This is a genomic window from Plantactinospora alkalitolerans (assembly GCF_015690345.1).
GTDB classification, from domain to species: Bacteria; Actinomycetota; Actinomycetes; order Mycobacteriales; family Micromonosporaceae; genus Plantactinospora; species Plantactinospora alkalitolerans.
On the sequence record NZ_JADPUN010000185.1, the window covers coordinates 1 to 12,093 of the forward strand.

Consider the following 12,093-nt stretch of genomic DNA (forward strand, 5'->3'; position numbering starts at 1 on the left):
CACCTGAACTGTGGCCCGGGATCGGGCCTGCGGGTAACGCGCCTGAAACACCGTGCCCGGACGATTCGACTATGAGATCACGGCGGGTGGTGGTGGGTTGCGAGTTCGTCTATGTCGCGGCGATCGATACTCCGGCCGTTCTACAGGTCGAGCCGCGGAACGCGGCACCGGTCACCCTGGAGAGCCGCGGCTGGACCAAGGAGCCGGGGCTGCGGATCCGGAGCTACACCGACATCTACGGCAACCCCTGCGCGCGACTCGTCCTGCCCGCCGGCCGCTCGACGTTGCGCTATGACGCCTCGGTGCTGGTCCCGGACGCGACCGAGGCGGCCGACGAAGACGCTCCGGAGCTGATGCCCGAGGAGCTTCCCGACCACGTACTCATCTACACCCTGCCCAGCCGATACTGCCTGCCCGACATGCTCGGCGACGAGTCGTGGTCCCGCTTCGGCGCCATGCCGACGGGCTACTCCCGGGTGCAGGCGATCTGCGACTACGTCAACAGCCACCTGACCTTCCAGTACGGCAGCAGCAGCCCGCAGTCGACGGCGGTCGACGTCAACGCCTCCGGCTTCGGGGTCTGCCGCGACTTCACCCACCTGGCCATCTCCTTCTGCCGGGCGCTGAACATCCCGGCGCGGTACGTCTTCGGCTACCTGCCGGACATGGACGTGCCGCCGGACCCGGCGCCGATGGACTTCGCCGCCTGGATGGAGGTCTGGCTCGGCGACCGGTGGTGGACCTTCGACCCGCGCAACAACCGCCGCCGTAAGGGCCGGGTCCTCATCGGCCAGGGTCGCGACGCCTCCGACGTGGCGATGGTGACCACGTTCGGGGCGCCACTGCTGGAGTCGATGACGGTGTACGCGGAGGAGTCGACCTGACCGGTCCGTCAGCGCCGGGGTCAGCGCCGGGAGTCAGCGTCGGGGGTCCACGTGGATCTTGGGTGCGTCGCCCCATTCCGGTCGGCGGCCGCCGGCGAGCACGGCGGCGGCCTCGTCGAGTCCGACGGTGGCGGCGACGAGCGGGCGCGGGTCGACCGCTCCGGAGGCGTACAGCTCCACCGTCCGGGGGAAGGCGCCCGAGGCACTGAGCACCCCCACCGCGGTGACGTCCTTGAGTACGAGGGTGCGGGTGTCGAGCGGGCTCGGTCGACCCGCGAGCCCGACGTACACCACCCGGCGTCCCGGCTCGACGAGGTCCGCGGCGAGCGCGGGCAGCGCGGCGGCGTTGGAGGCGTCGATCACCGCATCCCAGGGCAGTTCCGGCAGCGTCTCGCTGGTCCACACGTCACCGAAGCCGATCGACCCGGCAACACCCGGCACGGCGCCGCCGCGCCCGAGCAGGTGGACCTCGACACCGTGCGCGGCGGCGATCTGGGCGGCGAGCAGGCCGATGGTGCCCGGGCCGAGCACCAGGAGCCGCTGACCGGAGCGCAGCTCCGCCCCCTGCACGGCGCGCAGGGCGTTCCCGCCGGGCTCGACGAGGGCACCGAGCGCCGCGTCCACCGCGTCGGGCAGGACGTGCAGGGCCGTCACGGGTACGGGAACCTGTTCCGCGAGGGCTCCCGGCCAGCCGTTGCGGATGCCGATCTCGTACCGGTCGGCGCAGACGTGCTGGCGACCGCTGAGGCACCGCTGGCAGTGTCCACAACCGAGCATGGTGTCACCGGTGACCCGACGGCCTCGCCACGCCGGGTCGACACCGTCGCCGACGGAGGAGACCGTTCCGCACCACTCGTGCCCGATCCGCATCGGGTAGCGCGCCTGCCCGGTGTGCAGGTACGACATCTCCCCGGTGAAGAACTCGACGTCGGTGCCGCAGACACCGGCCCGTTCGACGTCGACGACGACCCCGCCGGGACGGGCCTCGGGTGCCGGCACGTCCTGGACCTCGGCCCTACCGGGGCCGGTGAGAACGAAGGCGCGCATCAGCGCGCTCCGTGACGCGGGAAGGTGAGCCGGCGGAGTCCGTCGCCGGGCAGGTGGCGGCACCGGGACGTCCGGTGGGCGAAGCCGATCCGGAACAGCGACGCTACTCCGGTACGGTACCGACATCCCAGAAGCAGGACCAGCGTTGCCACGATCGGAATCCGATGCCTCAGACCCGTAGCAGCCAGTGGTACTCCGGTCAGGACCGCAACGCGTACATCCACCGCGCATGGATGCGTCGCGGCCTGCCGAACTCGGCGTTCGAGGGGCGCCCGCAGATCGCCATCGCGAACACCGCCTCGGACCTGACGCCGTGCAACAGCCACCTGGACGAGGTCGCCGAGCACGTCAAGCGGGGTGTCTGGGAGGCCGGCGGGGTCCCGCTGAACCTGCCGGTGGTCTCGCTCGGCGAGGCGCAGGTGCGGCCGACCGCGATGCTGTGGCGCAACATGGCCGCGATGGCGACCGAGGAGATGCTGCGGGCCAACCCGATCGACGGCGTGGTGCTGCTCGGCGGCTGCGACAAGACCATCCCCGCCCTGCTGATGGCGGCCGCGTCGGTCGACCTGCCCGCCGTGCTCGTTCCCGGTGGGCCGATGCTCACCGGCACCTTCCGTGGTACGCCACTGGGCTGCGGCACCGACGTGTGGCGGCTGAGCGAGGAGGTCCGCGCCGGTACGCTCAGCGAGGCGGCGTTCCTCGAGTCGGAGTCGTCGATGATCCGCAGCCGGGGGCACTGCAACACCATGGGCACCGCGTCCACGATGGCGCTGCTCGCCGAGGCGCTCGGCGCCGTACTCCCCGGAACCGCCGGGGTCCCGGCCCCGGACAGCCGGCTGCTGGCCCGCTCGCATCAGACCGGCCGGCTGATCGTCGAGATGATCTCCGCCGACCGCCGGCCGAGTCGGGTGCTCCACGCGGGCTCGTTCCACAACGCGATCGTCGCGCTCGCCGCGATCGGCGGCTCCACCAACGCGGTGGTCCACCTGCTCGCCATCGCCGGCCGGCTCGGGATACCCCTCACCCTGGCCGACTTCGACCGGATCGGCGCCGACGTGCCGCTGCTGGTGAACCTGCAACCGGCCGGAAAGTACCTGATGGAGGACCTGCACCGGGCCGGTGGGCTCGCCGCCGTCCTGCGCGAGGTGGTCGACCTGCTCGACCCGGACGCGATCGACGTCACCGGCCGACCGTTCGTCGAGTCCCTCGCCGACGCGCGGATCTGGGACCCGGACGTCATCCGGACCCGCGACGCCCCGATCCGACCGGACGCCGGGATCGCCGTGCTGTACGGCAACCTCGCCCCGAGTGGCGCCATCATCAAGCCGGCGGCCGCCAGTGCACACCTGCTGCGGCACCGTGGCCGTGCGGTGGTCTTCGACTCCGTCGAGGACCTGCACGCGCGGATCGACTCACCCGGCCTCGACGTGGACGCCGACTCCGTACTCGTGCTGCGCGGCTGCGGCCCGCGTGGTTACCCCGGCATGCCCGAGGTCGCGAACATGCCGCTGCCGACCAGACTGCTGCGGCAGGGGGTCCGGGACATGGTCCGGATCTGCGACGGCCGGATGAGCGGCACCGCGTACGGCACCGTCGTGCTGCACGTGTCGCCCGAGGCGGCGGCCGGCGGCCCGCTCGCCCGGCTGCGTACCGGCGACCGGGTCACCCTCGACGTGGTGAACCGGCAGGTGTCGGTGGACGTACCGCAGCAGGAGTTCGACAGGCGACCGCCGTCGGCGGCCCTCGCGGGCGCGCTCGCCCGGCCCGGCCGGGGCTGGGAGAAGCTCTACGTCGACACCGTGCTCGGCGCCGAGGTCGGTGCGGATCTCGACTTCCTCGTCGGTTCCAGCGGCGACCGGGTCTCGCGCGAGTCCCACTGATCCGGCGCCGGACAGCGAGGACCGGCGGCGGACCGGAACGTCGGTCAGCCGATCGCGTCGAACAGGACCGGCCAGGGGCGGGGCGCGGCCCCGGACGGCGGCACCGGAAGCCCGGGTTCGGCCTCGGCGAGGACCTCGGCGGCGAGCTGGCCGAACATCGGCGCGGCGGGATGCGGGGCATGCCTCGGCCAGGCCGGCGAGGTGCGTTTCACCAGCGGGGTACCGGTGATCGGCCGCCAGGCGATCCGGGGCTCCCGGCGGGCGAGCGCCTCCGGCTCGACCGCGACGCCGCCACCGGCCAGCACGAGGCCGAGGAGGAACTCCGGGTTCCGCGCCGGACGTACCCGGGCCGGTACGAAGCGGTGCCGCCGGCACACGTCGAGCAGGTACCCGTGCCAGCCGGGCGCCGTGGCGGCCGGTGCGGTGATCAGGTCGAGCCCGGCCAGCGCCGCCAGTTCGACCTGCCGGTTCCGGGCCAGCGGCGAGGTCCGGGGCAGCAACACCCCCAGGGGCACGTCGACCGTGGCGCCGAGATGCAGCCCGTCGGCGTCGACCGGATGGTGGATCAGGCCCACGTCGAGCTGCCGATCGGTCAGCATCCGGCTCTGCTCGCCGCTGGTCAGCTCGTGCAGTTCCACGTCCAGGCCGGGCGCCCGGGCGGCGAGCCGTTCCAGCAGCTCACGCAGGACAACCGCCGACGTTTCCGGCGGCACCCCGGCGCGGAGCACGCCCAGCGTGCCGTCCCGGACCTGCCGCATGAGGTTGCGCAGCCGTTGCTGGCCGGCGAGCAGCTCCTCGGCCTCGCCGAGCAGCAACTGACCGGCGGTGGTCAGCCGTACCTGCCGCTGGGAGCGGTCGAACAGTTCTGTCTCCAGCTCCCGTTCCAACCGCTGGATCGACTGGCTCAGCGGCGGCTGCGCCATCCCGAGCAGTTCGGCGGCCCGCCCGAAGTGCAGTTCGTGGGCGACCACCACGAAGTTCCGCAGGTGTCGGAGCAGGTCCACGACGCGATCGTATGCCAGGGGCGCGTACCGGCCGGTGCACCGGCCGGTCCCGTGCCGACCGTCACCAACCGCAGGTGGGTGGTCGGCGGGCCGGATACCGTGCCGGGATGGCAGTGGAGGAGTTGATCGAGGGCGTCTTCGCCCGGGCCGGGGTGACCGCCAGCCTGCACGTCGTCGACATCGACATCGACAGCGGCGTCGTCGACACCGGCACCGGCGTCGTCGACCGGGAGGTTGCGGTCCGGGCGGACGAGCAGGTGGTGATCGCCTCGATCTTCAAGATCCTGCTGGTTCTGGAGTTCGCCCGGCAGGTCGCCGCCGGCCAACTCGATCCGGGGGAGCGCGTCCTGATCCGGGCCGCCGACCGCCTCGGCGGCTGGGGACTGGCGGGCTGCGCCGACGACGCCGAGGTGTCGTTGCGGGATCTGGCGTACTTCGCCATGTCGGTCAGCGACAACACCGCCGCCGACCTGCTGCTGCGCCGGGTGGGTGCGGACGTGTTGCCGATGCTCGCCGCCGAGCTGGGGCTGTCCCGGACCCGGATCCTCGGCGGGCCCCGGCAACTGGTCGAGACGATGCTCGCCGACGTCGGAGCCCGGACCGAGGCGGAGTTCGCCCGGATCTTCCCGACCATGTCGGCGGAGCGGATCCGGGCGATGCGGGTCTTCGACCCGGCCCACACGACGTCGAGCACGGCTCGGGAGATGACCCGGCTGCTCGGCCTCGTCTGGCGGAACGAGGCGGGCCCCGGCGCGGCCTGCGGGATGGTCCGGGAGTGGATGTCCCGGCAGCTCTCCTGGACCCGGCTCGCCTCCGGCTTTCCGCCCGGTGTCCGGGTCGCGGCCAAGACCGGCACGCTACCCGGGCTGCACCTGGAGGCCGGGGTCGCCGAGTATCCCGATGGCGGCCGGTACGCGATCGCGGTGTTCGCGCGCAGCGATCGGCTCGCCGTTCGCCGGATCGACGTGGACCTGGCCATGGGCGAGGCCGCCCGGGTCGCGGTGGAGGCCCTGCGCGCGGCTTAGTCGTTCTCCCGCCGGGCGTTGCCGGTGCTCGTTCGAGAGGAACTGCAATCCCGGGCGGCCCAGTTCGACGGCCATGACGCTGGACAATGTAGGCCGATCGGCCTACCCTCAGACCATGCGGCCTGAGAGTAGTCCGAGCGGACGGAAACGAAACCCGATCATCGAGGAGGCCCGGCGGCGGCAGATCGTCGACGCCGCGATCGAGACGGTCGCCGAGGTGGGATACGCGCAGGCATCACTGGCCCGCATCGCGCAACGCGCCCAGACCAGCAAGAGCGTCGTCTCCTACCACTTCGCAGGCAAGGACGAGCTGCTGGAACAGGTGGTCACGCAGATCTACGCCGACTCCTGGGCGTTCATCGAACCCCGGCTGGCCGCCCAGTCGAGCGCGGCCGGCAAGCTGGCCGCGTACATCGAATCGAACATCGCGTACATGCACGCGCGCCGGGCACACCTGCTGGCGGTGGTGGCCGTCGTCGGCAACCACCGCAGCGCCGACGGCCGGCTGCGATTCGAGCCCAGCGCCGACGAGTCGGTGCTGACGCTCCTCGGCGAGATCCTGCGCACCGGGCAACGCGACGGGGAGTTCCGGGACTTCGACCCTCGGCTCGTCGCGGTGACCGTCAGTCAGGCGATCATCGGCGTGCTCGGCGCTTGGGTGGCGGACCCGACGGTCGACCCGACCTCGTACGCCGCCGAACTGGTCACCCTGTTCGACCGGGCCACCCGAAGCCAGGGGGACTGACATGAGCCTGACCTACCGAGGCGTCAACTACGACACCGGCACCAACTACGGAGCCGGCGGCGCGCTGTCCCGCGACCTGTGGCGACCGGAACTGGTCCGGCGGGAGATCCAGGCCATCCGGAACGAGTTGCACTGCGACTCCGTCGGCATCTTCGGCACCGACCTCGACCGGCTCGTACAGGCGGCGACGATCGGGCTGGAACACGGCCTGCACGTGTGGCTGCAACCCCGGCTGGTCGACGCGGACCCGCAGCGGATGCTCGACCACCTCGCCGAGGCGGCCGGCGCCGCCGAGGATCTGAGGCGGCAGTACTGCACGGTGACGCTCAACGTCGGCTGCGAGCTGACCATATTTTCCGCCGGCATCATCCCCGGCGCCACCTACCGCGAGCGTGGGGCCCGACTGGCCTCACCCCGGACCTGGCCGCTGCTGCCCTGGTACAACCGCAGGCTCAACTCGCTGCTGGCCCGAGCCGCCACGGTCGCCAGGTCCTCCTTCCACGGCCGGCTCACCTACGGCGCGGGTCTCTGGGAACAGGTCGACTGGCGTCCGTTCGACATCGTCGGCCTGGACTACTACCGGGTCCGGTTCAACCGGCGGCGGTACGCGGCGAACCTGCGCAGGCACCTCCGGCACGGCAAACCGGTGGTCGTCGTGGAGTTCGGCTGCGCCAGCTTCGCCGACGCGGTCGAGAAGGGGCCCGCCGCACACGAGATCATCGACTGGAGCGGCGACGTCCCCGAGATCAGCGGCGGTCACCAGCGGAACGAAGAGGTCCAGGCGGAGCAGCTCGGGGAGCTGATCGACATCTACGAGGCGGCGGGCGTCGACGGCGCGTTCGTCTTCGAATTCATCGAGCCGAGCCACCCCCACTCCGACGATCCCCGCCGGGACCTGGACATGGCCGGCTACGGCATCGTCAAGGTTCTTCCCGGCCAGGAGCCGGAGACGTACCGCTGGGAGCCGAAGGCCGCGTTCCACACCGTCGCCCAGCGCTACGCGGCCGGCGACTGACCGGGCCGGCAGGTCGGGTGCTCATTCGCCGGACCGGGGCACGGCCGCCGTGGCGGGCGGTTTCAGGCGGCCGTCAGCCCGCCTCGACACCCAGATGCGTACGGTGATGCCGGGGAGCGTCGATCTCGTCGAGCAGGACGATGGCGAAGTCCGGGTAGGTGATCCGGCTGGCCGCGTCGGCCGGAACCGTGCGGTACCGGCCGGTGCGCGGGCCGCCGTGGTCGAAGTCGCCGGCCGGGCTGACGATCAGCCAGTCCAGTCCGGTGGTCGCGCTGCTGAGCACCGCCGCCCCGGCCGCGTGCCCGAGGAAGAACGAGCGGTACTCCTGCGGGTAACCGGGCGTGTCCATCAGAGCCACCCCGGAGGGGTCCGCCAGCAGCGAGGCCAGGCCGACCACGACCAGCCGGTCCACGCCGGCCTTCGGCAACCCGTCGACCAGGGCACGGGCGGCGCCGGTGAAGAACGCGCCGGGTTCCGCGCCGGCATCGTAGACGGCGCTGATCGCGGCATCGTGGCCGTCGGCGAGCCGGGCGACACCAGCCGGATCCGTGACGTCGCCGGCTTCGACGTGTACGCCGTCGGCGGACACCAGTTCGGGGTGACGGGCCGGATCACGCACGACGGCGGTGACCCGATGGCCCCGCCGACGCGCCTCCGCCACGGCCGTACGCCCGGCCCTGCCACCCGCACCGAAGACCACGATCCTGCTCATCCGACCACCTCGCCGTCCGGGCCGGGCCCGATCGCCCGGCGTTGTCCGAGACGGTAGCCAGGCGGATGGTTACCGATCGGATACCAGTTACGGTTGGGGACGTGCGTACGTCCCTTGATCCGGAGATGTTCGACCCGGTCTGCCCGTCGGACCTGACGCCGATCCGATTCGGCGACAAATGGGCGGGGATGCTTCTCCGCTGCCTGGAGCACGGCCCCCGGCGGTTCTCCGAACTCCGCGTTCCGCTGCGCGGCATCTCAGCCAAGGCGCTCACCAAGTCGCTGCGGAGCCTCGAACGCGACGGCCTGGTCACCCGCCGGGCGCACGCCGAACCGACCCGTCGGGTCGAGTACGAGCTGACCGCCCTCGGCCGCAGCCTGCTCCAGCCGATTGCCGCAGCGTGCGCGTGGGCTCGGGAGCACTGGGACGAGCTTCTCGACGCCCGCGAGGCGTCCTCGCTCCCCACCCGCCCGGTCCAGCCGGTCCGAGGGTAGACCTGGCCGCAGGGCGGACGCGGGTCGGATTCGACCCGGTCAGGCCGGCGTCGGGAAGCCGTACCGGGAGGCGTGCTCCGGATCGTTCGGGTCGATCTGCCGGATCCCCTCGTCGGCCAGCCTCTTGTTGATCTCGTCGAGCTGGTCGCGGACCAGCGCCGCCTCCTCCTCGGTGACCCGGCCCCGGTGTGGCTTGCCGGCGTGCTCGAGCGTGCCGTAGTCGGGGCGGTCGGCCTTCCGGTTCGCCTTCGGCGGCCGGATCCGCTCGGCGGTCCGCAGCAACTGCGCCATCGGTACGTCGGTGGCCAGCGCGTCGAACTCGCTGGCGGTGAGCACGATCCGGCGCGGCTGGTCGCCGTCCTGCCCGTCGTAGATCTCCACGACGGCGACGTCCAGCGCCGCGTCGTCGATGCTCTCGACCTCGACCGGTTCGGCCTCCAACTGCACCGGCCCGGCGACCAGGTCGGGGTGTTCCAGGACGACGATGCGGACCACCTGGTCGGCGGTCGGGAGGACCTTGCCAGTGAAGTCGGAGACGTGAACGGTCCTCTTACCCATGCCTGAGCTCTCCTGTCCGGGCGGTACGGCCAGAGCCAGAAATTACCGGACAGGTGTGCGAACCGACCGGCTGGGGTCGGGTCTGTCCGGTTTCCTGGGATGCTGCCGGGCTCGGGCCCTTCGGGCCGCCGGAGCTACGACTGGCGGTCCGCGAAGAGGACCGCCCCCGGCCGGCTCTCGTCCAGGTCGAGCGCCAGGTACCCGACGTTCAAGAGCAAGAAGAAGTCGCGCCGGTCGGCCCGGCCAACCCTGGCCGGTGGTCGGCTACGTCGCCAGGTCCGAACCCGGCGAAATGGTCGTACGCGTCGACCCGTGGAAGGCTCAGCGGGTCCGATTCCCCGCGTCGCCCGAGACGAGCAGCGCGATTCCGCTCACCGCGGCGACCAGGAAGGCGACCCCCGCGATCGGCACGGCGACGAACAGCGTCAGGCGCCACGTCAGGCTCGTCGACGCCAACGCGCCGAACAGCGGCCCCACCACCAGCGCCACGACGGTCCCCGCGGCGGTGATCGCCCACGCCGTCCGGGCCCGCCCGGCCGGCTGCTGCCGGACCAGGGCCGCCGTCACACCCCAGGCCAGGCCGGCGCCGAGGCCGGTGAGTGCCCGCGCGAACATCAGCAGGGCGCTGCCGGGGCTGAACGTCGTCAGCAGCGCCCCGAGGACCAGCAGGCCGATTCCGGGGAGCACGAGGGCGGTCGGCCAGCGCCCGCCGACCAGGAGCCCGACGGCCGCCGTCGCCAGCGCCGGCAGCAGGTAGGCGACGAAGACCCAGACCACCGCCAGGGCGGGCAGGTCCAGGTCCGTCCGCATCGCCGTCCACTGCGGACCGAGGGTGACGGTGAGCAGGGACGCACCCACCCACGCGGCGAGCGCGGGTCCTGCCAGGACCCAGACCGGAAACACGATGGTGCGCGATCCGTACCCGGCATCCGCGTTCCCGGAGCCAGAAACTGGTGCAGTCACCGTGCCAGTTTACGTACGGCCGGTCGGGCCGCGCCCGGCCCGTCGGCCGGCAACACGGCGGCTCCGGGCGGGTTATACTTTCCGCACGCCCCACGGGGCGCGGCTCGGGCCGAGAGGCGCTGCGACGGATCCTATTCCGCCACGCTCGGTCTGTGGCCAGACGTAAGGGCGCCTCCGAGCAGGAGGTGCCCTTCTTGGCATCTTCTGCCGCGCTGCGGACGACAGCCGCCGCGGCGCCGTACCGGTCGGACCCCGTCCGACCGACCTCCAGGCAGTGCGGAGTACGGAAGAGGAATCCATGAACGCACGACTGCAAGAGATCAATGGTGTCGACTTCGCGGTGGCGGATCTGTCGCTCGCCACGGCGGGACGGCACCAGATGCGCCTGGCCGAACACGAGATGCCCGGTCTGATGGCGATCCGGCGCGAGTTCGCGCAGTCCCAGCCGCTGCGCGGGGCGCGCGTCGCGGGCTCGCTGCACATGACCGTCCAGACCGCCGTGCTCATCGAGACCCTGGTCGCGCTCGGTGCACAGGTTCGCTGGGTGTCCTGCAACATCTTCTCCACCCAGGACGAGGCCGCCGCCGCGGTCGTCGTCGGCCCGGACGGCACGGTCGACCAGCCCAGCGGTACGCCGGTGTTCGCCTGGAAGGGCGAGACCCTGGCGGAGTACTGGTGGTGCACCATGCAGCTCTTCGACTTCGGCGGCGGGCAGGGCCCGAACATGATCGTCGACGACGGCGGTGACGCCACCCTCCTCGTACACAAGGGTTTCGAGTACGAGAACAGCGGCGCCGTGCCGCTTCCGGACGAGGATGACCACGTCGAGTACAGGCTCATCCTGCAGACGCTGACGGCGAGCCTGGCCGCCGACGACCAGCGCTTCACCCGGATCGTCGGCCAGATGCGCGGCGTCACCGAGGAGACCACCAGCGGCGTCGACCGGCTCTACCGGCTGGCCCGCAGCGGGCAACTGCTGTTCCCGGCCATCAACGTCAACGACTCGGTGACCAAGTCGAAGTTCGACAACAAGTACGGCATCCGGCACTCGCTCGTGGACGGCCTCAACCGGGCCACCGATGTGATGCTCGGTGGCAAACTCGCCGTCGTCTGCGGCTACGGCGACGTGGGCAAGGGCGCCGCCGAGTCGCTGCGCGGCCAGGGCGCCCGCGTCGTGGTCACCGAGATCGACCCGATCTGCGCCCTACAGGCGGCGATGGAGGGTCTCCAGGTCGTCGAACTGGACGACGTGGTGGCCTCCGGGGACATCTTCGTCACCACCACCGGTGGCACCGACGTCATCATGGCCGAGCACATGGCCAAGATGAAGCACAACGCGATCGTCGGCAACATCGGCCACTTCGATCTCGAGGTCGACATGGCGGGTCTGGCGGAGATTCCGGGCATCGAGCGGGTGCAGGTCAAGCCCCAGGTGCACGAGTGGCGTTTCCCGGACGGGCACTCGATCATCGTTCTGTCCGAGGGGCGGTTGCTGAACCTCGGCAACGCCACCGGCCACCCGAGCTTCGTCATGTCCAACTCGTTCACCAACCAGGCGATGGCGCAGATCGAGCTGTTCACCAAGCCCGGCCAGTACGCCAAGGACGTCTACGTACTGCCGAAGCATCTGGACGAGAAGGTGGCCCGGCTGCACCTGGACGCGCTCGGGGCACGTCTCACCACCCTGACCAAGAAGCAGGCCGAATACCTGGGCGTCGACGTCGAAGGCCCGTACAAGGCGGACCACTACCGCTACTGAGCCCATC

The 12,093-nt window shown here is 71.5% G+C and carries 12 protein-coding genes; 7 read left to right on the forward strand and 5 right to left on the reverse strand.

The annotated features are described in order from the left end of the window. Positions 1–71 precede the first annotated feature (71 nt). A complete protein-coding gene (locus I0C86_RS19855; RefSeq protein ID WP_196202759.1) occupies positions 72–884 on the forward strand; it encodes a transglutaminase-like domain-containing protein in 813 nt (270 codons plus the stop codon). 33 nt (positions 885–917) lie between these two features. Here I0C86_RS19855 and I0C86_RS19860 read toward each other — a convergent pair whose 3' ends face one another. Then, positions 918–1,931, reverse strand: coding sequence for a zinc-dependent alcohol dehydrogenase (locus tag I0C86_RS19860; RefSeq protein ID WP_196202760.1), 1,014 nt, complete (start codon positions 1,929–1,931; stop codon positions 918–920). Between the two features lie 164 nt (positions 1,932–2,095). Here I0C86_RS19860 and I0C86_RS19865 point away from each other — a divergent pair, with 164 nt between their 5' ends. Then, the gene (locus tag I0C86_RS19865) at positions 2,096–3,811 is read left to right on the forward strand and encodes an IlvD/Edd family dehydratase (RefSeq protein ID WP_196202761.1); all 1,716 of its coding nucleotides are present in this window, start codon (positions 2,096–2,098) and stop codon (positions 3,809–3,811) included. A 44-nt stretch (positions 3,812–3,855) separates the two neighbouring features. Here I0C86_RS19865 and I0C86_RS19870 read toward each other — a convergent pair whose 3' ends face one another. Continuing rightward, positions 3,856–4,815 (reverse strand): LysR family transcriptional regulator, encoded by a 960-nt coding sequence (locus tag I0C86_RS19870; RefSeq protein ID WP_196202762.1) that lies wholly within the window; start codon positions 4,813–4,815, stop codon positions 3,856–3,858. 107 nt (positions 4,816–4,922) lie between these two features. On the opposite strand from I0C86_RS19870, the gene I0C86_RS19875 reads away from it, so the two are divergent. The 3 genes from I0C86_RS19875 (at position 4,923) to I0C86_RS19885 (ending at position 7,600) form a co-directional block, all read left to right on the forward strand. After that, the gene (locus I0C86_RS19875; RefSeq protein WP_196202763.1) at positions 4,923–5,840 is read left to right on the forward strand and encodes a serine hydrolase; all 918 of its coding nucleotides are present in this window, start codon (positions 4,923–4,925) and stop codon (positions 5,838–5,840) included. Between the two features lie 115 nt (positions 5,841–5,955). Next, on the forward strand, positions 5,956–6,585 hold the full coding sequence (locus I0C86_RS19880) for a TetR/AcrR family transcriptional regulator (protein ID WP_196202764.1): 630 nt from the start codon (positions 5,956–5,958) through the stop codon (positions 6,583–6,585). A 1-nt stretch (position 6,586) separates the two neighbouring features. After that, positions 6,587–7,600 (forward strand): abortive infection protein, encoded by a 1,014-nt coding sequence (locus I0C86_RS19885; RefSeq protein WP_196202765.1) that lies wholly within the window; start codon positions 6,587–6,589, stop codon positions 7,598–7,600. 73 nt (positions 7,601–7,673) lie between these two features. Here the strand turns inward: I0C86_RS19885 and I0C86_RS19890 are convergent, their stop codons facing one another. Then, complete coding sequence (locus I0C86_RS19890; protein ID WP_196202766.1) at positions 7,674–8,312, reverse strand: NAD(P)-dependent oxidoreductase; 639 nt, start codon at positions 8,310–8,312, stop codon at positions 7,674–7,676. A gap of 101 nt (positions 8,313–8,413) precedes the next feature. Between I0C86_RS19890 and I0C86_RS19895 the strand changes: the two genes are divergently transcribed. Beyond that, positions 8,414–8,806: a winged helix-turn-helix transcriptional regulator gene (locus I0C86_RS19895; RefSeq protein ID WP_323373737.1), complete on the forward strand. Its 393-nt coding sequence runs from the start codon at positions 8,414–8,416 to the stop codon at positions 8,804–8,806. Positions 8,807–8,845: 39 nt separating this feature from the next. Here I0C86_RS19895 and I0C86_RS19900 read toward each other — a convergent pair whose 3' ends face one another. Both I0C86_RS19900 and I0C86_RS19905 read right to left on the reverse strand, forming a co-directional pair. Beyond that, positions 8,846–9,364 (reverse strand): hypothetical protein, encoded by a 519-nt coding sequence (locus tag I0C86_RS19900; RefSeq protein ID WP_196202767.1) that lies wholly within the window; start codon positions 9,362–9,364, stop codon positions 8,846–8,848. A 321-nt stretch (positions 9,365–9,685) separates the two neighbouring features. Then, the gene (locus I0C86_RS19905; protein ID WP_196202768.1) at positions 9,686–10,327 is read right to left on the reverse strand and encodes an MFS transporter; all 642 of its coding nucleotides are present in this window, start codon (positions 10,325–10,327) and stop codon (positions 9,686–9,688) included. 298 nt (positions 10,328–10,625) lie between these two features. Here I0C86_RS19905 and ahcY point away from each other — a divergent pair, with 298 nt between their 5' ends. Beyond that, positions 10,626–12,086: an adenosylhomocysteinase gene (gene ahcY, locus I0C86_RS19910; protein WP_196202769.1), complete on the forward strand. Its 1,461-nt coding sequence runs from the start codon at positions 10,626–10,628 to the stop codon at positions 12,084–12,086. Positions 12,087–12,093 lie beyond the last annotated feature (7 nt).